Genomic DNA, 23,766 nt, shown 5'->3' with positions numbered 1-23,766 from the left:
AATGCCCTTTTCAACAGCCGGCGATCAGCCTGCCATTCGTTCCGAGGCACGTCGGGTGGGACGTGTTCGATTGGCACGTTCCGTTTGTGCCACCGCGTCCGCAAATTGATGAACGTGAATGTCCATTTGAGGGAATGGAATTCCAATATTTGCGGCATCCAACTGGTTTTTCACTTCGGCGGTGAGGGCTTCGGTCATGGGCCAAAATTGCGAACCAGCCACCCACATACGGACTTTCCAATTCACGGCGCTGTCACCCAAACCGGCCAAAACAACGGCACTGCCGCGATTGTCGCCGGGAATGATGTTGGCTGCCAATTGATTCAGTGCGGTTTGCAATGCTTCGCGGGTGGCTTGTAGATCCGCGGAGTAGTCCACTCCGACCAAAACCTCAACGCGACGGTGTTTGTGGTGACTGATGTTTTCGATCGTTCCGCCCGCGATGGAGCTGTTCGGCACGATGATGCGTCGGTTATCAGGAGTGTCCAACGTGGTGGTGAACAAGTCGATCTCATCCACTTTTCCGGTCACGCCCGCCGCAGTGACCACATCGCCGACTTTGAACGGCCGAAACACCAACATCAACACGCCTGAAGCAAAGTTGCTGAGCGTTCCTTGGAATGCCAAACCAACGGCAAAGCCGGCCGCGGCCAACATCGCTGCCAATCCGCCAAGCGGTGCACCCAATTTGGTAAGCACCGCACCGACGACTGCTGACATGATGGAATAGAACACCATCTTGCCAACGAACTTGCCGAGAGTCTCATCGACGCGTCGACAAACCGGACGACTGATCACCCGCATCAAGTACTTGGCAACCAAGTATCCGATAAAAATGACAAACAACCCGACACCCGCTGACATCAGCGCGGGTGCCAAATGTGTGGTGGCGTATTGAGTGACGCCATCGAAGTTGCCTTCGGTCATTTGATTGACCAAGTCCGACGTGGCATCCGCGAAAGTTGGTTTGCCGGTGGGCTCGGGGGTCGAGGTAAGTTCGAGACTCGCGGCGGAACTGGTTGGGTTGGATTCAGTCATCTTGGATCACTCGTTCGGACGGAGCGCACGGGGGACGGAGGAAGGCAACATTCTGTTGAACGTCGATACTTCATTTCGCCGAGGTGGCTCAAGACCGATGCACAAGTGTTTCAGTTCTTCAGCGGGTTGTATTTCTCACCCAGACCGTTTCACGCAACACCAACTTCATGGGCAAACGGAAATAGGCATCGCGGGCGGGCCCGTTGTTTTTGTCCACGGCCAAGATCAACCGCGAGGCGGATTCTCGGCGACAACACTGCTGTGCAACCGCCAATAGATCCGCTGAAAAACCCCGTCCACGCGCCTCCGGCACCACACCCATGTAAACCAATTCCAACACCGATGGATCCGATGGCGTGTCACCTAAATGCCGTGCCATCAACAAACATCCGATCGGGAACGAGTCTTTGTCTCGGTTTGCAGAAGTTCGGTTTGCGGAAGTCTCGTGAAACGTCATCCACAAATCGGGTGCATAGGTTGGAACGGATTGATAGCCATCAATGATTTGGGCAGCGGTTCGAAACTGCTCCAACGCGGGACAATCCATCGAACCGCGATAGGTCGCTTGGACCAAGTCGGACAGCTCCGCCATCTCCATCGAATCCTCCACGTTGACCTGTCGCACCTCCAGTTGTTTTCGCGGCACGCCTTCAGGAGGAGTCATCGCATCACAGGACGTATCAAAATCCATTGCCAAGTATTCGAGATCGCCGGCTTTGGTGAATCCCATCTCCTCCGGCCACACCCCGGGCCAGCCCTTGTCAAGCGAGTCGCCGGCGGATGATTCTTCCGGCCAAGACGTCGCCCATTGCAGGAATTCGATGCCTCGATCTGCACAGATTTGACCAAGTGTCCGGCCGAGCCCCCGGGCCAAGCGTGAATTTGAGAATCGGGATTCCGCCGGCTGCTTCCCGACTGTCAGCTTTCCTCCCCGCTGTGCCTTGGCCGATTCAGCTTTGCCCAGCTCAGCCTCAGGCAGCTCGGCTTTGTCTGCCTGAACCGAAAACAGCGACGGGGATGCGGTGGGCCTCACCGGCCCCGCGTGCAGCACCGTGGCCATGTCGGTTTGCTCACCGATCAACACGATCGCCAGCGCCTCGCAACGCTCGCTGACCAGCAACACGAGATCCTCAGCCGCTTGTCGCGAAATGGCCGACCGGATCTGGTCCGTCACCAACACCGCGCGGGAAGGCGGCACGAATTCCAAAGCCGATGGCAACACAGCGGGCAATTCGGCCAACTCCAGTGGCCGGAAAAGCGGCAGGGATTCACTCTTGTCTCGGATCGCCCGATCGGCGTCCGCAGGCGGATTGTTCTGGAGACCGAATTGGTTGGCGTTTCCCATCATTCTCTCTATGATCGACTGACCGCACCCCGCTTCGACTTCGCCCCCCATTGGGTGCGGGCCCCGACGAAAGCTCAAGACTCAAACTGGGAAAATCATGCTTCGCTCACATCGACGCTCGAACTGGATTCGCTGGGCCGCTTGCCTGACGATGGTTTCGTGCATCCAGGCGATGGACGCGTCGGATGCGTCGGCTCAACGTTTGTTGGAACGTCTGCGAAATCGAATGCAGACTCCACCCCCATCTCCTTTTCAACAACCACCCTATCAGAATCCTTCGGACGCCAACCGCCCCAATTCCGAACGGTCCCGGATCCTGGCAACGCCTTTGCCACGACGGGCCGCACGAAACGCGGCCGCGGACAACAACCGAAGCAACGATCGGACGCGGAACAGCAATCCCAATCAGAACCGTGAAGCGCAAAACAGCCCTGCCATTCCATCGCAATCACCTCGTTCGGCTGAGTCACCTCGTCTGTTGACGTCGCGAACCATTCAACTTGGTTTGCAAGTCGTTCCCACCACGGTCGGAGGCTACCGAGGTTTGGAAGTCGTGGGCTTCTCCCCTGAATCGCGAGCCGACGAGGCCGGTCTGCGACGCGGAGACGTGTTGGTGTCGATTGGGAACTCGCCAACTCGAACCTTGAACGAAGCCATCGTGGCGTTGGAAAACGTTCCTGGCACTGCTGGTTCAACGATTCCGCTGCAGCTATTTCGTGAAGGTCGTCTCTACTCTGGTCGAATGCCTTTGGTTGCTGCCACACAAGTTGCCGCGAAACCGCCGGTTGGTGACAACGCATCGGGCCGCAGCGTGCTGGAGCGATTCGACGCACCTCAACGCGAGCAACCTCGCAACTCCGTTGGTTCCACCACCGAGTTGCCTGCACCCTCACCGTCTGTTGCCCCACCCGTTGACTCCTCCGGTTCAACTCCGACGCTCGCACGCGCACGTGGTTCGCTCGGGATTGAGGTCCGAGATGCCACACCTCAGCGCGGCGTGCTCGTCGTCACGGTCCCCGATGGTTCCGCCGGACAGGTTTCTGGTTTGAAAGAGGGTGACCGTATCGTCTCGGCATCAGGCCGATTGATTCGCGGCACGGACGACCTGCTTCGCGAAGTGTCGATCCTGCAACCCGGTGATGAGATCTCCGTTGGTTTGATTCGTGACGAAGCCATGGTGGAACGCCAAATCGAAATGGGCGGGCCCAACGGAACGCCCACTCGCTCCGCAATCGCGCGTTCCCAGTCCGAACAATCCGCGGCAACGTCGGCGGAACCCGACGCCGCCGAGTCAAACTCCGGCGGGTTCTTGGGCGGAATGGGGTCCATGTTCGGTAAGATGCTCGGCGGCAACGCGGCGGCACCTTCCACTTCCAACAACGAAGTCCTACCAGCGCCCAAACCGGATGCCACTGATTCCGGTGCCGACCTGCCTGCTCCCATGAATCAACTGCCAGCACCAGCGGCGAGCAATGACGTTCTGCCAGACCCGCTGGAATTGCCAAATGACGGTCGCCCCAGCATTGAAGCTTTGCCACCATCCACTCCGACCTTGCCGGCTCCCCAAAAAGAAGCCAAGCAGCCCACGGTGGAAGAACTGCAACGAGAAATCGAACGGTTGAAAGAGCAACTGCAAGCGAAAGACTGAGTGCGGCTCACGCCATGTCCGCGATCATTCGGTGGTGTTAGTCAACACCCGGTTCAGTTGCGCCCTATGCAGTCACGTCCGGTAGCTCGTGCATCCGCAGACAAACGTACAACGCCGCGGCGACGAAATCTGCGGTGGTGCCTGGGTTTCGTCGATGTCCTTCCTCGCGGAGCATCCGATCGAATTTGGCAATGTGCAACACGTTGCGATCCTTCTCAAAGTCGATGCAACATTGCCGGGCTTGTTCCCGAATGATCTGTTCCGCCTGGGCGCCATTCTTTCTCGCGATCAGCGTGTCACCGCGAGACGCCAACAATCGCAAGTGCGTCCACGCGATCCCAGACAGCAGATCTCCGGTTTCGTTGACACACGACTGCATGGTGGGAACGACTTCTTCAAAAAAGGACCGAAAGCCGCCCGCATATTCGGCCGCGATCAAATCCCGATCCTTTGCCTCTCGCATCCCCGCCATGATGTCGTACTCTTCCGCGGCGGAACTTTCCACGTCCAGCGACGAATCACTTGGTTGATAGTCGCCGTCCATTCCACCGGCCATCGATGTCGCGATGGCTTCTGCTATGCGCTGACTTTGGCGCTTCGGCAGTGTCTCCAAGACCGATCGCACCGCGTCGCTCCACCGATCCAATGTCCAATCTTCCTTGGACTGGCGAAACTTTTCTTCCACAAAAACAATCGGCCCCAACAGCAACGCGATCCCAAGGTTCACATTCGTCCGCGTCTTGCGTCGCGTCTGCAGCACCAACTCATAAATCCGGTCGCCCAAGCCCGTTGCTGGACGAGTCAGCTCGTTGGACGCGAGTTCGGCAGCGGTAACAAAGTCCGCAAAGCAAAGATCATCAAACCGAGCCACCGGATGAACGTTGCCAGCTTTCGGTGCGGTCGCTTCCAAAACGCAAGCGTACTGGATCGCATCGGCCGGGCCGCGCAAAGTCATCGCAACCCATTGCCAAGGATCAACCGCCACGTAGATGCTCCTGAACCCAATCTCGCAATCGGCCGATCGCCTGCAACGTTTCTTCGGGTGAATCTTCGATCACATAGTGCCCCGTCGTTGCCAGTTCAGTGACTTCGGCCTCGGGCCAAACAGACTCAAAACGACGCAAGCACTCCGGCCGGAAACACCAATCCTTCATTCCCCAAATCAGAGCGATCGGAACCGCTCCAAGGTCAGGCAAACCGGCTTCGAGTTCACGCAGTGTCGACATCGTCGGGTGCGACTCTTCCAATGGAATGTCACGAACAAATCGATCGATCGCAACTCGGTTGTCCCAACTGTCATAGGGTGCCAGCAAACCGGCGGCGACTTCAGGTTTCATCTTCGTTCGCGACATGGCCATCGTCACCGCGGCGCGTGCAAACAGGTTCAAACCACGAACGGCAGGCGTCCCCAACAATGGCATCCGGCAAGCCGCGATTCGCTGAGGCATGTATGGCGGGGGAAATGCGGCGGTGTTCAACAAACCAATGCCCGCCAAACGTTCCTGACGAGCGTGCATTGCCGCCAATCCGATCGCGCCACCCCAATCGTGCGCAATCAGGATCACGTTCTTCAGATCCAGCGTATCGATCAAGTGGATCAGATTGTCTCGGTGCGCCGCCATCGTGTAGGCGAACTGATCCGCCGGCGGCTTCTCGCTGCGACCGCAACCAATGTGATCGACCGCGATCACCCGGTCTCGCTGGCCAAAGCGTTCGATGACGCGTCGGTAATAGAAACTCCAGGTTGGATTTCCATGCACACACAGAAAGGTCAGTCCCGACGTGTCGTCCCCAGCGGCTGCTTTTTCCGAGTCAGTGTCCACGTAGCGCAGCAGATGACCGCCGATGGAAATTTCCGACGACGGGTGGGGAAACAGATCGCTAGCTAGGTTCTTCATACCCGGCAGTTTCGACGATCCAGCCCGTTTTGACGAGAGGCGGCAACCCAAAAGCCGACCGGCACCCGCGAGCAACAGGGCGTCTCGTTCACGCGACTCACGAAAGCCCGTCAACGAGTGCTACGGAGCCGCTGCCAATTCCGCACGATCCGCCCAGAACTTTCGAGCGACTCGCACGAACGGCGCCACCGCTTTCAGTTGCTCTGGTGGCAATTGCCGTAGTCGTTGTTCCGTGTCACCGAGCCATTCTTGAAAAAACGCCACACTGCGATCCGTGATTCGCGGCAATCCGTCCACCTGAAAATACCAAGGCGACGAAAGCACGGCCCGAAAGTGATCTTCGTACAGCGTCACCACTCGGACCGTGGCCCATCCGGAACCCTTGATCTTCAAAGGTGGAATGCGCCCGCCGGCTTTCGCGAATTCGTCCAGCTTCGCGCCGTAGTGCAACCGCCCGTTGTGGATGACTTCCAAGTACTCCACCGGGTCGCGAACCGTAAGCACGACTTCCGCGGTCAACTCCGCGATGACGTTTGCTTCCGGATCCGCCAGTGGATCGCTCGTCGAGAATGTGAACTCACGCCCAGGCAAAAACCCGTTCAGATTGGTCCGCATCAAAGGACCGTTGGTGGCGATGCTGCAACCCGACCAAGCGGCCTGCCACCATTGTTCATCGCTGGTGACCGGCACCGCGGCCTCCACGGTATCAAACGAAGAAGCGGACGACCGCCCCGCGACATACAACCGGTTGTAACCCACCGGCGAGTTCCCAGGATCATCGCCCGAACCAGCCAAAGGAGCCAATCGAAACCCAGCTTCCATCAACTGCCAATGGATCTGCTCCACCTCTCGCCCAAGTTGGGTGGCGTCTTTGCGATCAAGCGAAGCAACCACGCGTCCGTCTTTGATGCGATGAATGGGTTGATCGAGCTGCAGCCAATCGCCCAAGACAAACATGCCATCGATTCTTTCACTGGCCAACCAAATCGGCAGCAACCAACCAAAAGGATTCTCAATCGCGACGCGAATCGATGTGTCGGCGGGAAGCTTTGCCAACGCCCTTAACGAAGCCAACTCATCAGTGGAACCGACTTCCGATCCGATGACTTCATTCAGCTCCGTATGTTGACCGTAAAACACCAAGCCGCCAACGCAGCGTGACTCGGCATCCGTCCAAATTGGCGATGTCGGCCAACCATCCGGCGTTTGAAACTGACCATCCTCGGCGAAGAACTCACTCGCTCGGCGACCGGGAATGGGTTTCTCTTTGCCGCGTCCGGACTCATCGGTCATGCCGATCACGCGAGCCACATGCAGATCTTCGGCCGTCATCCGCATCGGCAGACTTTCGCTTGATCGCGGGACCAAACAATCGCCACTGGTCCAGCCGTGCTGCCGCATGTCAATCATTCTTGGCAGCGCGAGTTGATGTTCATCGGCACTGTTGCGTTCGACAAGAAAGTTGCCGCGTAGCACACGAGATTCCGGACCACGTGTCACTTTGAACTGGTACGCGCCGTCCTCCAATGACATCTGTGCCGATTCGTCGATCACAAATCCGGGACCGGAGGAAACCGCGCGACGTGGGCGAGCCGAAACGGATTTCGGGCGGGCCGTTCGACGGGTGGTGACCGGCAATTGTCGGGTCAGCTCCATGCGTGCGATCGTTGGGTCTCCGCTGGCCTCGTCGACGACGTGCAGCGTCAGATCGCCATCCGCACGCAGACCATTCCCCGAACCGGCAAGCACAAAAAACACCGCAAAAAACGGGGAAATAGCGTTCCAAACGCTCCCCCATCGGTCTGTGGTTCGGTGTTTGCTATGGTGATTCAACAAAACGAACTTCCTGTCAAAATGACATCGACCCTTTCAAGAACACTGACACACTGTGGCTGAAGATCTGTATCAAACACTCGGCGTTTCTAGGGACGCCGAAAAGAGTGAACTGACCAAAGCCTATCGCAAATTGGCCCGGAAATACCATCCGGACATGAATCCGGATAACCCGGACGCACAGGAGAAATTCAAACGCGTGCAAGAAGCGTACGAAGTTCTCAGCGACGAAGAGAAGCGAGCCGCATACGACCGCTACGGATCCGATTTCGAAAAAATTCGCGGCGGCTGGAATCCCAACGCCGGAGGCGGCGCGGGTCCATCGTTCGACGGATTGGACCTGGAGCAAATCTTCGGTGCAGCGGGACGCGGCGGCGGTGGCGGAGGAGCCGGGTTTGAAAACGGCTTCAACGATTTCTTTGAGCAAATTCTTGGCGGTGGTGGCCGAGCCGGCGGGCACGGCAGTCCATTCGGCGGCGGCAGACAACGCACCGCGCCACCTCAACGTGGCCAAAACATTCGCCATGAACTATCCGTGACCTTCCGCACTGCCGTGCTTGGCGACAAGGTCGAGTTCTACCTGGCGCGAGGCGGCAAGCAAGAAAAACTGTCCGTCAGCATTCCGCCCGGAGTCGATTCGGGCAGCAAAATTCGTTTGCGAGACCAAGGACATCCCGGTCCCGGCGGCGCTGGCGATTTGATCCTGATCATCCAAGTCGACAAACACCCGTTCTATAAACGCAACGGTAACCACTTGGAATTGAAGCTGCCGATCACGCTGGCGGAAGCCGTGCTGGGTGCCAAGGTTGATGTCCCAACACCCGCCGGAACGATCACGTTGTCAGTCCCAGCCGGAAGCTCCAGCGGCAAACGATTGCGATTGAAAGGACAAGGCGTCCGCAATCCCAAAGGCGCCGATGGCGACTTGATTGTCGAGTTGCAAATTCAGCTCCCGGAATCGATTGACGACGAATCCAAGAAGCTGATCGAGCAATTCAACGAGGCCAATCCTATGCAACCACGCGAATCGCTGAAGTTCTGATTCCGCGTGGCCTTGGGTTCACAACGGAGTTCAACGTTGGATGACGAACACCGAGTCGCTTTCAACGCGAATCGGATTCCAACTGCGTCTCGTGCAACATGACCGCCCGGATGATGTTTTTGTCGGACAACGTGTTCAGAGGAACGCGGTGCAAGATACCTTGCCGGTCTTCGAGCTCCACCGTTTCGCGATCGATGATTCGGTTGAGCTTCGCTTTCAACCGATGCTCGCCGTCGCGGTCGGTCCACGTCGTCCAAATGTCGGTGGATTTGCCACCCTGGGCTCCACCAGCTTGATTCGTGACCTCTTCTTCGATCTCAGGCAGACTGGTGATTGGGCGTGGCAACCTTTCCATGGCGGCTCGAGATCCCATCGCTCCCCAGATTCCATAGGGGCTTTGTGATCCGGGACGAGTATATCCTTCACCCAAGGCAACTCCGGGCTGAGTGATATCGCCGGCATCGATGCTGTCACTCACAAAGATGGAACGTCCATCGCTCATCAACGCGTGAACACCATCCGCATGGCGACTGGATGCCGATGCAATCGGATCTTTCATTCCCAAATCTGACAAACAAGTCGGCGAGTTAGGCGGCAACACGGTTTGAAAGCCACTGATCGCCAACGCGCCATCCGCCCAACGAGATCCACGGCGTGTGTCCCACCAATCCGCATGCTCACCTTCGTGGGCTTTCAAGCACAGCGACGGATTCAGACTCAGTCCTTTGATCCCCTGCGCGATGTGGGACTCTTTTGCATCGTTCTCGCCTGGAGTGATCGTTTCGGACATCGCAATCGTATAGGACAACCCATCGAGGAAGTCACGAAATTTCATAGTCCTGTTGCCCGAAAAAGCCCCTCGCATTCCCGCTTGGGCACGTCTCGCCGATTGAGCGTTTTGCATATCAATCCTGTCGCCCATCAAAGACGTTCCATCGCCGTAGCTGACCACATAATTGCAGAGCGCGGACGAAATCATTGCCTCCGCTGGCACCTCTGGCATGGCCAATGTGTTCACAACGATCGGCTCCGCTTTGGGTTGTTCCGGTTTCGCTTTTGAATCAGCGGGACAACGCAGTGTGGGGAACGTGGAAGCCCAAGGCGTGTACTCCGTGGGGTCATGCCACGGCACAGGCCCCATCGCCGGAAACAACTTGGCCGTCTTTCTGGACACATGCGGATTGGCGATTTGCTCCCAGAGAGCCTGTTGTTCCAAGAACGGAGTGAGAGCGACGATTGGCCCAAGCCGCCCCTGATTGCACTCATCTTCTTCGCCACCTACCGTCCCGCCCAATCCCGGTGGCAACTGCTTGAACGCGGCATGATAGTTGTGCATTGCCAAGCCCAACATTTTGATGTTGTTGAGACACTGCGTGTTTCGAGCCGCAGCACGATGACGCAATACTCCCGGCAACAACAAAACGAATGCTACCGAAGCCACCACACCAACGGTGACCAGATCAATGAGAGCCAGCTTCGACTTCATCGGGGATCTCCAAACAAAAGAACAATCAAATCGATTCTCGGAACATCAAAGTCAGCCAATCATTTAACGCCCCCCAAAAGGATCCGCTGCAGCCTCGAACGCCCCCCTGATTTCCTGAGGTCGACCAATCGCACGATTGAATCGCCCTTCAGCGACGACCTTCCACTTGCCTTGCACAAATTGCATTTGGAAATTGCGAGCGAGACCTTTGCCTGTTGTCAAATTTTCCTGCAACTTGGCCCGAGTCATCTCATCCATCTGGTGAAACAATTCGAGAAGTTGATCGTACTTCGTGATCATTGCCCCTCGTTGTTGTTTCAATAGCCCCGCCATCATGGCGACATTCGATTTTGATTCGTCGTCCGAATTGACCACCATCCACTCGCGGACAAAGGTCTCGAACTGTTTGTCTTCCAACAGATCCAATTGTGTTGCCAAATGCTCCAGCAGCAACTTGGATTGATCTTGAATACGCTTGCGATGAGTTTCGACTGCTCGGTAGGCGTCTTGACTGGCGAACCGCGACAAACCGAGACGACGGATGTCTCCGCTTTCCGACATCAGTGTCAGCACGCCTTTGTCCGACAAATCAATCTGCCTCGCCTGCAATTTCCCGGTGCCTTTGGCCGCATGCCACGTTTCCAATTCGTAGGCGGCAAACTCAGCCAGCTCCAATTCTTGATAAGTTCTGACCGGATCGGACAAAGCAGCAACGTCGAACCGGTCCTTGGCGGCTCGCGTTCCCAAGGCTCCCCAGACACCGAAGGGACTTCTGCTGCCAGGTGGCAACGTTTTGCCGCCATCCAAATGCCCTTGGGCAACCGTCGGAGAATCCTGGTCCCCCACATCAATCGACTGACTTGCAAAACGCACCGAACCATCCGCGATCAAGACATGAGCACCTTCCCCGTGATGACTTGATGCGGACAAAACGCCTTCCAGCTCTCCTTTTTCAGATGTCGCCGATGGCGAGTTAGGCGGCAGGATCGTTTGCACTCCCGTGGACAACAGCGAGCCATCGGCCCAACAGGCCGTTCGTCCCTCCGGCCAATACTCCGTGTCCGCTTTCCCTTGTGCGTCGATGCAAACAGTCGGTCGCTCAATCATTCCCGAGACGTTTTTCGCGACTTGGACTCCGCCGATCTTTGCTTCGCTGACCATCAGTGTGTTGGACAATCCATCCAACACATCTCGAAAACGAAACGCCATCTCACGGCCAAACATCCCGCGCAGTGCCGCGGGCGTTTTTCCGTATGGCGGCATCTCCCGCAAAGGCGAAGCCCCCACGTTCATCACCGCGTCACCGTAATTCACAACGTAGCTGGATGCGGTTGGAAACTTCTTGGTGGTGGAATCCGCCGGGCAAGCCAACGCCTGAGGGCGTTTCTTCCATGGCGGGTAAGACTCGAAGTCGTACCACGGCACCGGCCCCATCGCCGGAAACCGTTTGTTCGCCACGCTCATCGGGTTGGAAATCTGTTCCCACAAAGCCTGCTGCTCCATGAATGGCGAGATGCCAACCCACGGGCTCAGTCGATTCGCGTTTCCCAGCAAAGGCTCATCGACGCTTCCTGGTGACGTCCCACCACTGCCCATCGGCAATTGTCGATAGGCGGAATGGTAATTGTGGAATGCCAAGCCGAGCTGTTTGAGATTCATCTCGCAAGCCGCCGACCGAGCGGACTGGCGCCATCGCGGCAGAGCTGTCGCGAGCAACGACAGACCGACGATGCATGCGACATACAACGTGATCCCATCCATCCAACTCGTCGGACGTTGTGAACTCATGACTTCATTCCTGTGGGGAAAGGAGAAGCAAACTCGAAAGACGCTACAAACGCTGGTACCACTCTTTGCGATCGATGACATCGCTGATGAACATCTGCTGAGCCACCAGAATCGATTCGTGCAACTGTTCGGCCGTGACGGATCCGGCTTTGTTGGACACATCCAAGGTGCCAGTCGCGTCATTCAGGAATTCAACCTGATAACCGCGATGCATGGCTTGCCGTGCGGTCGTGTCACAACACACCTGAGTCATGTAACCCGCGATCGTCACGGTGTCGACTTCGTTGTCCTTGAGAAACTTGTCGAGATCCGTATTGGTGAACGACCCCGGCAAGGTTTTGTCGATCAACACATCTCGCGGTCGCGATTCCACTTCGGAATGCAATTGCCACATGTCGCTGTCTTTGCGGAAGACCGGCGAGTCGGGATCGGGCTGATGGTGCCGAATCACCACCGTCGGCACTTTGGCCTCTTGCGCCCGATCCATCACCTCCAAAATGGATTCCAGATGACCAACGGGGTGCCGGATCGGCAACGCTCCATCAAAGTATTCCATCTGGACATCAACAACTAACAAGGCACGTTTCATTGAGGTTCTCACAATTAGGCAAATGGTGAACAAGACGATTCTGTCACCTGGTTTCTGCTATCAACGTCTCATCGATTGGTCAGCATTGATTGCAACTCACTCCTTAGCTTTCCTTCGGTCAACTGAGGATCTTTCATCTGGTCGCCATATCGCAACAGGGCCGCTGCCAACCGCGCGTTCACGCTTCGGTTTTCAGGTTTCGCAAAGTGGTTGAACATTTCATGCGGGTCCGTCTCCAAATCAAACAACCAAGGTGAATCATCGGCCGAAACAATCAGCTTGTATCGATCCGTTACCGCGGCGACCCAAGTTGGCTTGTTCGACGCTGCCCGCAAAAAGGTCACTTGTTCCTCGACCGTCGAGTTTGGATCACCACTCACACGCTGAAACCACTTCGATGCGTCCAAACCCTGCATCGAATCGGGAACACGGTGGCCCAGCAAGCCGAGCAAGGTGGGTGCAAAGTCGACGGTGCCAAGCGTCTCATCGATTTGCAAACCTTTGGTGACCACGCCTTCGCCCGCGACGATCATTGGCACCTTCGCACTTCCCTCGTACGGATTGCCTTTGTTCAATCGACCGTGTTCGTAACAAAGGTCACCATGATCGGCGGTGAAGACGACGATGGTCTGATCGGTCAACTGCAACTCGTCGAGCAAAGCCAAGATTTGCCCAACGTTGTCATCGATGCAGCGGACCATGCCAAAGTACAACGTCATCAACCGAGCGTTGAATTTCGAGCTGGTGTTGCGACCGTTGGCCGGCAGCCACCCCGGTTGGTCTGCATCCATTTGAAAAGTCAATGGCGGTCGAATGGCCATGTCTTCATACAGGGTGTCGTAAGGCGCCCGCACCGTGTTGGGTCCGTGCGGATCCGGCAACGACAGGTGGTAACAAAACGGTTGCCCGGCGTGTTCTCGAATGAAGTCCATCGCTCGATCGCACAACCAATCGGTGCTGAAGGAAGTCTCATCGGCGTCGTCCAAGCTGTAGCTTGGTGCTCCCTTCTTGTTGGTCGCAGCAATGATTGGTTGGCCGGTATCGAAGCCAAACTTCTTCCAGTGGCCTCGATTGAACATGAACCGATTGTCAGAGAACCCGAACTTTCGCTTGGGTTCCCACTGTGGCTTGCCACTTCCATCCAAATGCCACTTCCCTGCGTACCCGGTGGCGTAGCCGTTCCGCCGCAACACTTCCGCGAACGTCACCATGTCGCTGCTCAATGGGCGATCGTTTTGATAGGCCCCAGTGTTCTGCGGATAACGTCCGGTGAAGAAAGCCGCTCGGGACGGCGTACAAACGGGCGAGGTTGCATAGAACGACGTGCAGATCGCACCCCGCGCGGCGATGGAATCAATGTGAGGTGTTTCGACAATCGCCTCTTTCCCCCACACGGCGGCCAATTCCGGCGAAAGCGTTTGTCGGTAGCAGCCCAGCGTTCGAAAATTGTGTTCGTCAGTTTGAATGATCAACACATTTCGCGGAGTCGTCTCCGTCGCCAACGCGAAACCACCAAGAACCACACTCAGCGTGACGCAGATCACCCCGCGAATCCATTCACCGAAAATGATTCGACTTTCAACTCCCGCCGCGTCTTGCCGCGACGCATTTTGGAGCGATCGGGTGAAGTGAAATCTGAAAGCACGCTTCATTTTTCTATCGTCCGTCATCCCCAACAAACCGAAAAGCAAGCCGGCCTCGTCATGGGCCGCTTTCCCCAATCTAGCTGATCACGGAACTCCCCGCCAAAACAGTTCCTCCAATACGTTCAACAATCCACATCCGAGCAAGCAAAGCGATCGCTAAGATGAATGCTTTGATATTCATTCGCGTTCTGTGACTCGCCCTATTTTCGAGAACAGACCCGTCATCATTTGACACTGACCTCCCTCGACCGAATGCTCCTCAGACCAAAGTCCGCTTCGACAGCGAGTTGCTATTCGTTGCTGTTAGGCGGCATCTTGCCTTTTCTTGGTTGTGACGCGTCCGCTCCAGTCGATCCGCAACTCATCGATCGTTTGGTAAGGACCACTTCAGCAGCACCGCCGAAGGACGAAGAATCCATTCGAGCTTTCTGCGGCGACTGCCATGCTTCCCCCGATCCAGGCATCTTTGAATGGGACCGCTGGGAAGAAGAAGTCGACCAGGGTTTTCGGCTCTACCGAGAATCATTGCGAGACGATCTGATCGTGCCCGACCGCGAAGCCACACTCGCCTACTATCGGGATCCATCGCCCAAGGAATACGACATCCGGGTCCCCAAGCGATCGCAAGACACACGCTTTCAACGCAGCGTCCTGGAATGGCCCCAACGTCCCGCCATCAGCGCAGTCTCCAGCTTGGTTCGTCTTCCCGATGCAAACGGCAAACCGGTGGTCGCACTGACCGATATGTGGACCGGAACGGTCGCGACCTTTTCACCGACGCAAACAACACCGAAGGGCAGTTCGGGCGATCAAGCGACTCAATCCACGGACATACAAGTTCAATTGATGGCTCCGGTTGCACATGCTTCTCACATCGCAACATCCGACTTGGATGGCGACGGCACGACCGATTATTTGGTTGCCGATTTGGGAACCCACAATCCACAAACGGAACATGAGGGCAACGTTTGGTGGTTGCGTCCTCGGTCACAGAAAGACTCAGGCGAAACCGTTCGCTTTGACCGCATCCCCTTGAAGCTCGCCATGTCGCGAGTCGCGGATGTTCGACCGATCGACTACGACGGCGATGGTGATCAAGACATCTTGGTGGGAGACTTCGGCCTGCATTTCGAAGGAGGCTTGCATCTGGGATTGAACCAAGGCATTCAGCCCGAAACCGGCGTTCCCGCTTTCGAGTGGGAAATGCTGGACGAGCGCCCCGGCATCATCTCGATTGAGGTGTTGGATTTTGATGGCGACGGAAAAGAAGACTTCCTGACCCTTTTGACTCAGCACTACGAAGCGATTCAGTGGCATCGCAACGTTGGAGACGGGACCTATGAAACCATCGTTTTGCATCAAGCCGACAATCCTGCCTACGGTTCCAGCAGCATGGAAATTGTCGACTTGGACCAAGACGGCGACCTGGACGTCTTGGCAACCAACGGCGACACCTTCGACGACTCACTTGCCAAACCGTTCCATGGCATTTGGTGGATCGAAAATCCAGGCAACGACAAGCTTCAACAAAACCATGTCGAACCCTTTCAACGTCACTCGATCGGCAACATGCCCGGTTGTTATCACGCGGCAACCGGCGACTTCGACGGCGATGGCGATTTGGACATTGCCGCGACTGCTTGGCTGAGCAAAAAGGAGATCGCTCGCTATCCGGCTGACTCGTTTGACGGATTGGTCTGGTTCGAAAACTTGGGTCGCCAAAGCGGTGAATCAAACTTTGACTTCCAACGACACACGATGGAAATGAATCGCTGCCAAGCTGCAACCCTCGAGGTCATCGATTGGAACGAGGACGGGCGTGATGATTTACTAGTGCCCCAGTCCGTGATGGCGTTCGATGCCGTCGACCCCATGGTGCTGTGGCTGAACCTCGACGAAGAGTCCGAGGAACTGGCCCCATGAGCGTCAAGAAACGCAAGCGGCAACGCCAGGAACCAACCACTCCCAATAGACCATCTTGGTTACGACGCCCGATCACTTGGGTGTTGCTTGCGTTGGCGGGTGGCTTGTTATTGCTGGGCACTGTCCCACAGCGTGTTCACTGGCAGCGGTACGAAACTCAGCTTCGCAACACGAACTTCGCCGCTGCTACACAGTCCATCGAAGCCGCCGAGAAATGGTGGGCGTCAACCGACGACGTCATGTTGGGCAAAGCGGAAATTCTGGGCCAGCAAGGTTACGACGAGGAAGCCTTGTCAGCCATCGTCGTCGCTGAAAACTTCGGTGCGGACTCATCCACGACCGCCGCGGCGAAAGCGCGGCTGCAATGGCAAAGCGGTCGTCTCGATCAACGAGCCCAACAATTCCGATCAGGAAACTTCACCTCCGATGATTTCGCTGCCGTTTCAATGGGACATCTCGTTCGTGGCGAACTGGATACCGCAGAAAAGGTCCTCAAGGTTTGGCGTGAGCAATACCCGCAGGATGCCGCGGCTGATGTCACGGCGGCATTGATTGCACAAGAGGACGAAGATCTTCAACGGGCGGGTGACTTGCTGAGGCAAGCGGTTCAAAAGAACCCCCGTCACGTGGGCGCCCGGTTTCAATTGGCACAACATCAATACGCCATGAGGAATTTTGATGCGGCACTGGCGGGTTTCGAATCGGTGATCCATTCGCTGGAATCGTCCGTGCCCGACGGAGATCGCGTGTCGATCAATGGTGAACAATTGCACGCGTCTCGTTTCATTCGGGCGTTGATTTTGCAGGAGCAAAACCGCATCGAGGATGCCGAAACCCAGTTTCAAGAACTGCTGGCACTGTACCCAAATGATTTCGCCATTCGCTACTCGCTGGCCAACATGTATGCCTTGAATGGGAAAGGCGACGAGATCATCTCCGCACTGCGTCCGATCTTGGATCAGTTCCCCGATGACATCTCGCTGAACTATTTAATGGCCACCGCCGAGGCTTTGCGTGGCAACTTTGAGCTTGCCGATGGATGGATCGGGCAATATCTAAATGCCAGACGGCAATTGAACCAGTTGATCGAAGCCGAACGCCAACGCGCCGGCCAACCGCCCAACCCTGAGTTCTACATGCAGTTGGCGGAAGCCTATCTGAAGTACAAATGGGACGACGCCAAACCCTGGATCGATTTGGCGGCCTCGTTGCAACCACAGTCACCACGCATTCGCCGCGGTTACCAAATCTTCTACGAGAACTCAGGCAACTGGGAACAAGCCGCTCGTTATCGCCAGTGAATCAACCGGTCAATGGAACACTCATTCCAGGATCAACGGACGTGGGCTGACTTCCGTTTCCGACAACACGACCGGATCAATCGGCGGGCATTTTGTCTGTGACTCGTAAACCGTCCACAACGGTTGCCCCCGCTCGACCCGGTCCCCAATTCGAACGTGCAGATCAATCCCCACACATGGATCCACGACATCGGCAACGGTCCGACGACCGCCTCCCATCGTGATGATCGCGTCTCCGATGGCGGGGCAATCGATTGACTGCACCCATCCGTCTTGATCCGCAACATAGTCTTTTTGTTTCCCGAGTGGCAAATGCCCGGACAGGGTGCCGCCTTGTTCGTGAACCATCTTCTCAAACCGCTCTTTCGCGCCCCCGGAATCGAGCGCGTCGGCGAGCGTTGCTTCCGCGTTTGCGATGTCCGTCGCCATTCGTGTTTCGACCAACACTTCAGCGGATAAACGCAGAGTCAGGTCACGCACCTCTTTTGGTCCACCTCCTGCCAACACGTCCAACGACTCGTTGACCTCGATGGCATTCCCAATGGCTCGCCCCAGGGGTTGATCCATGTCCGTTAAAACGGGGATCGTTGGCAAACCAGCCTCCGCGCCCACTTCTTTCAATGACTCCGCCAACTCCGTCGCCGATTCAAGATTCGGCATGAAGCCCGCTGAACCGACTTTCACGTCCATGACCAAAGCGTCCAAACTCGCCGCCAACTTCTTGCTCAGAATACTGGCCGTGATCAGACCGACGGATTCGACGGTCCCCGTGACGTCCCGCAATCCGTACAGGCGTCGATCGGCCGGAGCGATGGTCTCCGTTGCTCCCACGATGAAGCATCCCACCTCCCGCAGCACGCGGCTGGACTGATCGGTGGTGATTTGTGTCTGGTAACCCGGGATCGCCTCCAATTTGTCCAGGGTCCCGCCGGTTCGGCCCAAGCCTCGACCGCTAATCATCGGAACATCGACGCCGCAACATGCCAGCAACGAAGCCAGAATCAGCGACACCTTGTCACCCAAACCTCCGGTGCTGTGTTTGTCCACGCGAGGACGGTCGGTCACGCGAGGCAGACGTTCACCGCTGTCGACCATGCACCGAGTCAAATCCGCCGTTTCAGTCCGCGTCAGGCCTTTGAAAAAGACCGCCATCGCCATCGCCGACATCTGGTAATCCGCGACCTCGCCGCTGCAGAAACCCTCGATCAGGAACCGCCACTGCTCCTCGCTCAAGACCCCGCCGTCCCGCTTGGTCCGAATCAAATTTGCGGTCAGCATGCCAGCGGCCTGAAGTAGAAAGCGAGAAGAAAAGAAAACGACACCTGCACGGAAAAATGCTTGTCCCCACCCCGATCTTTGGTCGTCCGGCCATGTCACGGGATGGTCGAAACGAGCCGCTGGCCAACGTAATTCAGACCAAAGCGAAGGCGGGGCCGACCCAGTGGTGGGCCAGTTCCCCCGAACCCGCGGTCGATGCCGCCTTCTGTCGGCAAACCGCCGGGTCCGACATCCTACAAACATTGGGCTTGTCTTTCGACAATTGGGCGAGATCGACTAAGCTAGGAGCCGGTTTCAACCTGAACATTCTTTTCCTCTTCCTCCGCTTCACAGGAGATTTCGCATTTCGGGCGAGGCTAGCCCGGTCTGGCGAGAGCAAAACGTATGGCACACGGCGCAGCGAAAACCGTTCCCGCAGGCCCACCACGCGACATGTCACCGGACGCGGTGGCATCGCGTTTGAAGAGCAGTTTGCTTCAGGAAAAGAAGGAACTGGAAGTCGACAAGATCTTCCGCGCTCTGGTCAAACTGGAGGGTTCCGACCTTCACATGAAAGTCGGCCAGCCTCCCATGGTTCGTGTCGGCGGTGAGCTGAAGCCACTGAACCGCGGTCCCATCGAAGCCGAGGAAATGGTTCGTCTGCTGCTGCCGATGATGGACGACCGCAACCTAATCATCTTTGAAGAAGAAGGCGGGGCTGACTTTTCGTACCAGTGCGAAGTCGACGGCGTTCGCTGGCGTTTCCGGATCAACATGCTGAAATCGCTGGGCAACATCGGTTTGGTCGCCCGCCGGATCAGCAACTTCATCCCGGATTTTCGCGGTCTCTTCCTGCCCGATTCGATCGAGCAACTTTGCCATTACGAACAGGGCATGGTGCTGCTGGCCGGGGTCACGGGTTCCGGAAAAAGTACAACGATCGGCTCGATGCTGAACTACATCAACAGCATCTATCGCAAACACATTCTGACACTCGAAGACCCGATCGAATTCATCTTCACGGAAGACAAATCACTGATCAACCAACGGGAAATCGGCCAAGACGTGGTCGACTTCTCCGTCGGAATGAAACACGCGGTGCGGGAAGACCCCGACATCATCCTGGTCGGTGAGCTTCGGGACGAAGAGACCTTCATGACGGCGATCCACGCGGCCGAAACAGGTCACCTGGTGTTCGGAACGATCCACGCCGCGAGCGCCTCCACCTGCATCGGTCGTATTCTGGACTTGTTCCCCGAAGAAATGCACGGTGCCATTCGCAGTGCCATCGCGTTCAACATGAAAGGCATCGTGGCTCAGAAACTGCTCAAGAGCATCAAGCCAGGCGTCTCGCGGGTCCCCACCTGTGAAGTCATGACGTTCTCACCGATGATTCGAAAATTGGTTCTCGAGGGACACGACAACAAACTGCCCGACGCGATCCGAATTGGCTCCGAAGACGGCATGCAAGACTTCACCATGAGTCTCAAGCAATTGATCGACGACGAGTTGATCGATCGCCCCACCGCGTTCGCCGTGGCACCAAACAAAGACGCGCTCAAGATGGCGCTCAAAGGCATCGATGTGAAAGCACCAGGGATTCTGTAAGTGGCAAAGCAAAGCAACGAAGAAGTACAACTTTGGCAAACCGTCGCCCCGGTCGAATTCGTCCCGCGAGTCAAAGACAAGAATGATCAACAAGCCCTGCTGATCAGCACTCGGCAAGGTGCCGGCTACGCGATCGCCGGCGGGCAATTGAGCCACGCGATCAGTTCGCGTGCGACTCACATCCTGTTTGATTTTTCGAAATCGGCCTGCGCGATTCGCTATCAGATCGACGGGGCGTGGGAACAGTTGCCACCGCTGGATCGCGAAAGCGGCGACGCGATGCTGTACGCGCTGAAACAACTGTGCCTGATGAATCCCGCCGACCGACGCGGCAGCCAAAAAGGCGGCATGCAGGTCAAACTGGTCAAAGACAAATACCAATTCAACATGCAGTCACAAGGCGTCCCCACGGGCGAACGCGTGATCTGCCGTCTCGAAGCCGAAGAGATGCCCTTCAAAAAGTTGGGCGACCTCGGCATGCGAGACAAGATGATCGAGCAGTTCAAAGAGAACCTGAATGGCTCGGGAAATGTCGTCTTGATCGCCGCGAAAAAGAGCGAAGGCGTGTCGACCTTTTGGAACGTGGCCATCAGCGCCGCTGACCGCCTGATTCGCGATTTCCAATCGTTCGAACCCGAAGAATCGCCGGAACCCGAGATCATCAACATCTCGCCCAACTTCTTCGGCGGAGACACCGGCAAAACCGAGTTGGACATGGTCAACCGAATGGTTCTTCGAGAACCGGACGTGTTGATGTTCCCGAATCCACCGCAACCGGAATCGCTCAAGGTTGCCATGGAACAGGTGATCGCGGCAGACCGACAAGTCATCCACCGCATCGCGGCGGACGGGGCCATCGCGGCTCTGGTCGCCTTCGTTGGACGCTATCCCGAATGTCGCAGCATGATCGCTGAAAAGCTTGGCTGTGTCATTCACCAACGCTTGGTCCGGCGACTGTGCGACAACTGCAAAGTCGGCTTCGAACCGCCACCGAAGTTGCTTGCTCAGTTGGGCATTCCCGCGGGACGAGTGCCGTTGCTTTACAAGCCTTTCATTCCGCCGCCGATTGAACAGCAAGTCGACGAGAACGGACGCCCCGCCCCGATCGAGCCTTGTCCCGTTTGCAACTCACGCGGGTACCACGGCCGCATCGGGATTTACGAAATGTTGACGCCCAGACCGCAGTTCCGCGAAGCCTTGAAGAAGACTCAGGACGCCGGCCAATTGACCGCGATTGCCAAGTCCGAAGGTTTCCGTCCGGTCCAATCCGAAGCCGTCCTCACGGTCGCCCGCGGCCTGACCAGCCTCGACGAACTCAAACGTGCCTTCGCGAAACGCTAGTCCTCCATTCCGGACACGGCGCCCCACATAAACACAAGCAGCTCCGCCCTTCTTCGCACTCAATGAGGCCCGAAGGGGTGACAGAATCGATTGTTCTATCGACCGGTCAGGGCATGAGAGCGGACCGATCGGAGCGCCACCGGGCTAGGTAAACAGGTGTGATCGCTCGGCTTTGATAACCATCGCACCGGCAATTGAAATGGGGAAGCGCCCGGCGACGAGACGGCAAACAACTGTCGTCGCTCCGCGACTGGTAGTGGGTTTTGGAGTGGGAGCCAACAACCGCGGAGCGGAGACAATTGCCAGCCTCGGGTTTCAACCCAAGGTCTCGGTTTTCGCCCCGGCCGGGGCAATCGTCCGTAGCTCGGGGCGGAAGCCCCGAGACTGATGAAACAACCCAACCCAGCAGGCCGCCCCGGACGTGGCCGTCGTGGAGACGGTTTGGGAGGTCCATCGTTCCAGGGCCTGACACCTCCGGCCATGGTCGAGCCAGCCCTTCAGGTCCTATCAAGCCGAACGATAGTCAAGGTTTGGTGGGTGGCACCATCCGGTTATCCTTGGGGCGGAAGCCAACAACCGAGGAGCAATGTCAATTGCCAGCCTCGTGTTTCAACCCGAGGTCTTGGTTGCAAACTGCCGCCCACGAGATAGAGCCGCATTGGAAAAGGAACCAGCTTCACCGCGTTCCCCACCTTCGCCCCGGACGGGGCAATCGTCCGTAGCTCGGGGCGGAAGCCCCGAGACCGAAGCAGGACCCCAGCAGGCCGCCCCGGACGGGGCCGTCGGGGGAGACGGTCTGGGAGGTTCATCATTCCAGGGCCTGACCCCGGCCATTGATAAGGCAGCCCTCCAGGTCTTGTCGAGCCGAACGACAGTCAAGGTTTGGTGGGTGGCACCATCCGATTATCCTCTTCAAGTGACGACTTCAGCTCATGGTGTCTATACGTCGCCTGCAAAACTCGATACTAGGCATGTGGCTAACACTTACCCAGGCGGGATTCACACCCGCTTGTCTTCAAACCATTTCCAGTCCGCACGTGCATGTCATGGTTATCCGCCACATTGGTCGGACGATATTCTCCTCACATCTTCGATAGTCAGCTGACCAGACCTAAGACCAGCTGTAATAGCTTTCATCAACTCAGTGGTTGGATCAGGTTCGCTCAGTTTTCTCTCATAACCGGCAGGATCGAAATGCTCCAGATAAGCCAATGTTTGTCGAGCCTCTGGAAGCAACGATTCAAAGTCTGTTGCGTTGTTAGCAATGAAGTCTCCGACTGATTCGGCAATTCTATTGCTGTTTCGGAACAGTTCCTTTTCTAAATCCCTAATCCTTTTCTGTCCGAAAAGAAAATTCCAGCGAACATAGCGACGCAACTTACGAGCCAGGTCTTCGAATCCCAGCTCTCGAAGATAGTTTGGATATGTTGTCTTGCACGGCAGGCTAAGCAGACCGTGCAAGCCATCCCCGCCAAGAAAACCCGTTGTCTGGAAAACTATGTGTGCTAAGCGAAACGGTCGAGGGATCGACCGTTCATCTTTGGTGACGTAGTCATACCCGAAGCGATCTTCAATTGCACAGACAATGCAGTCTGCAAGCCTCCTACGACCGAGCTCGTCGACAATCGTTCCAAATTCAGCGGAGCTCTGTGTCATTTGTATCGAGTGGGCAAAGACTGTGTAGGATACACACTAGATTCGCCCCTACTCAGTAGGGTCGTATTCGGGAAATTGCATGATACGGGGCACGTGACTTGAGGTGCCTGACCAATATCACTCAACTCGCTCCCGTGTTGAAAATGCTACCTGCTGAGCGTTGCTGCGGCAACGTTGCGTGTCGGCGGAGCCAAACCGTGCCAACCAGATCCGATGAGAGTAGCCAAATTGGGCCGCAACGATTCAACAGGCCAACTCGGCGCAAAATCGAGTAGGGTGAGCCAGCGGAGCGACCGCTGACTCAGCCCTCTCACAGAACCGTACGTACGGGTCCGTATACGGCTCCTGTCTTACCTGCCTAAGTTGC

Annotated in this window: 17 protein-coding genes; 6 read left to right on the top strand and 11 right to left on the bottom strand. The window is 56.6% G+C overall.

The features are described from left to right. Positions 1–24: 24 nt before the first annotated feature. Together LOC70_RS00085 and LOC70_RS00080 are read right to left on the bottom strand one after the other, a co-directional pair. Positions 25–1,038 (bottom strand): mechanosensitive ion channel family protein, encoded by a 1,014-nt coding sequence (locus LOC70_RS00085; protein ID WP_230251197.1) that lies wholly within the window; start codon positions 1,036–1,038, stop codon positions 25–27. Positions 1,039–1,156: 118 nt separating this feature from the next. Further along, the gene (locus LOC70_RS00080; RefSeq protein WP_230251195.1) at positions 1,157–2,386 is read right to left on the bottom strand and encodes a GNAT family N-acetyltransferase; all 1,230 of its coding nucleotides are present in this window, start codon (positions 2,384–2,386) and stop codon (positions 1,157–1,159) included. Positions 2,387–2,480: 94 nt separating this feature from the next. Here LOC70_RS00080 and LOC70_RS00075 point away from each other — a divergent pair, with 94 nt between their 5' ends. After that, positions 2,481–4,031 carry a PDZ domain-containing protein gene (locus LOC70_RS00075; RefSeq protein ID WP_230251193.1) on the top strand — a complete coding sequence of 517 codons (1,551 nt, stop codon included), beginning with the start codon at positions 2,481–2,483 and terminating at the stop codon, positions 4,029–4,031. A 64-nt stretch (positions 4,032–4,095) separates the two neighbouring features. Here LOC70_RS00075 and LOC70_RS00070 read toward each other — a convergent pair whose 3' ends face one another. From LOC70_RS00070 to LOC70_RS00060, 3 genes are all read right to left on the bottom strand, one after another. Then, positions 4,096–4,986: a triphosphoribosyl-dephospho-CoA synthase gene (locus tag LOC70_RS00070; RefSeq protein WP_230251191.1), complete on the bottom strand. Its 891-nt coding sequence runs from the start codon at positions 4,984–4,986 to the stop codon at positions 4,096–4,098. A gap of 19 nt (positions 4,987–5,005) precedes the next feature. After that, positions 5,006–5,929 (bottom strand): alpha/beta fold hydrolase, encoded by a 924-nt coding sequence (locus tag LOC70_RS00065; protein WP_230251189.1) that lies wholly within the window; start codon positions 5,927–5,929, stop codon positions 5,006–5,008. A 120-nt stretch (positions 5,930–6,049) separates the two neighbouring features. Continuing rightward, entirely contained in the window at positions 6,050–7,687 is a 1,638-nt protein-coding gene (locus LOC70_RS00060; RefSeq protein ID WP_230251187.1) for a hypothetical protein, read from the bottom strand. Between the two features lie 130 nt (positions 7,688–7,817). On the opposite strand from LOC70_RS00060, the gene LOC70_RS00055 reads away from it, so the two are divergent. Next, positions 7,818–8,804, top strand: coding sequence for a DnaJ C-terminal domain-containing protein (locus LOC70_RS00055; RefSeq protein WP_230251185.1), 987 nt, complete (start codon positions 7,818–7,820; stop codon positions 8,802–8,804). Between the two features lie 61 nt (positions 8,805–8,865). Here the strand turns inward: LOC70_RS00055 and LOC70_RS00050 are convergent, their stop codons facing one another. From LOC70_RS00050 to LOC70_RS00035, 4 genes are all read right to left on the bottom strand, one after another. Further along, the gene (locus LOC70_RS00050) at positions 8,866–10,290 is read right to left on the bottom strand and encodes a DUF1559 domain-containing protein (protein WP_230251183.1); all 1,425 of its coding nucleotides are present in this window, start codon (positions 10,288–10,290) and stop codon (positions 8,866–8,868) included. 63 nt (positions 10,291–10,353) lie between these two features. Further along, a complete protein-coding gene (locus LOC70_RS00045; RefSeq protein WP_230251182.1) occupies positions 10,354–12,078 on the bottom strand; it encodes a DUF1559 domain-containing protein in 1,725 nt (574 codons plus the stop codon). 43 nt (positions 12,079–12,121) lie between these two features. Then, positions 12,122–12,655, bottom strand: coding sequence for a cysteine hydrolase family protein (locus LOC70_RS00040; protein ID WP_230251181.1), 534 nt, complete (start codon positions 12,653–12,655; stop codon positions 12,122–12,124). Between the two features lie 80 nt (positions 12,656–12,735). Then, a complete protein-coding gene (locus LOC70_RS00035; protein WP_230251180.1) occupies positions 12,736–14,319 on the bottom strand; it encodes a sulfatase family protein in 1,584 nt (527 codons plus the stop codon). A 246-nt stretch (positions 14,320–14,565) separates the two neighbouring features. On the opposite strand from LOC70_RS00035, the gene LOC70_RS00030 reads away from it, so the two are divergent. Beyond that, positions 14,566–16,236, top strand: coding sequence for an FG-GAP repeat domain-containing protein (locus LOC70_RS00030; RefSeq protein WP_230251179.1), 1,671 nt, complete (start codon positions 14,566–14,568; stop codon positions 16,234–16,236). Beyond that, positions 16,233–17,537 (top strand): tetratricopeptide repeat protein, encoded by a 1,305-nt coding sequence (locus tag LOC70_RS00025; RefSeq protein ID WP_230251178.1) that lies wholly within the window; start codon positions 16,233–16,235, stop codon positions 17,535–17,537. Before LOC70_RS00030 ends, LOC70_RS00025 begins: the two co-directional genes overlap by 4 nt. 21 nt (positions 17,538–17,558) lie before the next feature. Here LOC70_RS00025 and LOC70_RS00020 read toward each other — a convergent pair whose 3' ends face one another. Continuing rightward, a complete protein-coding gene (locus tag LOC70_RS00020) occupies positions 17,559–18,815 on the bottom strand; it encodes a thymidine phosphorylase (RefSeq protein ID WP_230251177.1) in 1,257 nt (418 codons plus the stop codon). Positions 18,816–19,199: 384 nt separating this feature from the next. On the opposite strand from LOC70_RS00020, the gene LOC70_RS00015 reads away from it, so the two are divergent. Together LOC70_RS00015 and LOC70_RS00010 are read left to right on the top strand one after the other, a co-directional pair. Next, on the top strand, positions 19,200–20,402 hold the full coding sequence (locus tag LOC70_RS00015; protein WP_230251176.1) for a type IV pilus twitching motility protein PilT: 1,203 nt from the start codon (positions 19,200–19,202) through the stop codon (positions 20,400–20,402). Continuing rightward, positions 20,403–21,743 (top strand): ATPase, T2SS/T4P/T4SS family, encoded by a 1,341-nt coding sequence (locus LOC70_RS00010; RefSeq protein WP_230251175.1) that lies wholly within the window; start codon positions 20,403–20,405, stop codon positions 21,741–21,743. It begins immediately after the preceding gene. A gap of 1,050 nt (positions 21,744–22,793) precedes the next feature. On the opposite strand, the gene LOC70_RS00005 is transcribed toward LOC70_RS00010, so the two are convergent. Next, complete coding sequence (locus tag LOC70_RS00005; protein WP_230251174.1) at positions 22,794–23,399, bottom strand: hypothetical protein; 606 nt, start codon at positions 23,397–23,399, stop codon at positions 22,794–22,796. Between the last annotated feature and the right edge of the window lie 367 nt (positions 23,400–23,766).

Origin of the sequence: Rhodopirellula halodulae (assembly GCF_020966775.1) — a bacterium.
Lineage (GTDB): Bacteria > Planctomycetota > Planctomycetia > Pirellulales > Pirellulaceae > Rhodopirellula > Rhodopirellula halodulae.
The sequence above is the reverse complement of the archived record's forward strand: the minus strand, read 5'-3'. Positions and strand labels throughout refer to the sequence as shown.

What these genes read in the sequence shown, in the direction of transcription:
- LOC70_RS00085 (WP_230251197.1), bottom strand. Translation starts at nt 1,038, where the DNA reads ATGACTGAATCCAACCCAACCAGTTCCGCCGCGAGTCTCGAACTTACC.
- LOC70_RS00080 (WP_230251195.1), bottom strand. Translation starts at nt 2,386, where the DNA reads ATGATGGGAAACGCCAACCAATTCGGTCTCCAGAACAATCCGCCTGCG.
- LOC70_RS00075 (WP_230251193.1), top strand. Translation starts at nt 2,481, where the DNA reads ATGCTTCGCTCACATCGACGCTCGAACTGGATTCGCTGGGCCGCTTGC.
- LOC70_RS00070 (WP_230251191.1), bottom strand. Translation starts at nt 4,986, where the DNA reads ATGACTTTGCGCGGCCCGGCCGATGCGATCCAGTACGCTTGCGTTTTG.
- LOC70_RS00065 (WP_230251189.1), bottom strand. Translation starts at nt 5,929, where the DNA reads ATGAAGAACCTAGCTAGCGATCTGTTTCCCCACCCGTCGTCGGAAATT.
- LOC70_RS00050 (WP_230251183.1), bottom strand. Translation starts at nt 10,290, where the DNA reads ATGAAGTCGAAGCTGGCTCTCATTGATCTGGTCACCGTTGGTGTGGTG.
- LOC70_RS00045 (WP_230251182.1), bottom strand. Translation starts at nt 12,078, where the DNA reads ATGAGTTCACAACGTCCGACGAGTTGGATGGATGGGATCACGTTGTAT.
- LOC70_RS00035 (WP_230251180.1), bottom strand. Translation starts at nt 14,319, where the DNA reads ATGAAGCGTGCTTTCAGATTTCACTTCACCCGATCGCTCCAAAATGCG.
- LOC70_RS00030 (WP_230251179.1), top strand. Translation starts at nt 14,566, where the DNA reads ATGCTCCTCAGACCAAAGTCCGCTTCGACAGCGAGTTGCTATTCGTTG.
- LOC70_RS00025 (WP_230251178.1), top strand. Translation starts at nt 16,233, where the DNA reads ATGAGCGTCAAGAAACGCAAGCGGCAACGCCAGGAACCAACCACTCCC.
- LOC70_RS00020 (WP_230251177.1), bottom strand. Translation starts at nt 18,815, where the DNA reads ATGCTGACCGCAAATTTGATTCGGACCAAGCGGGACGGCGGGGTCTTG.
- LOC70_RS00015 (WP_230251176.1), top strand. Translation starts at nt 19,200, where the DNA reads ATGGCACACGGCGCAGCGAAAACCGTTCCCGCAGGCCCACCACGCGAC.
- LOC70_RS00005 (WP_230251174.1), bottom strand. Translation starts at nt 23,399, where the DNA reads ATGACACAGAGCTCCGCTGAATTTGGAACGATTGTCGACGAGCTCGGT.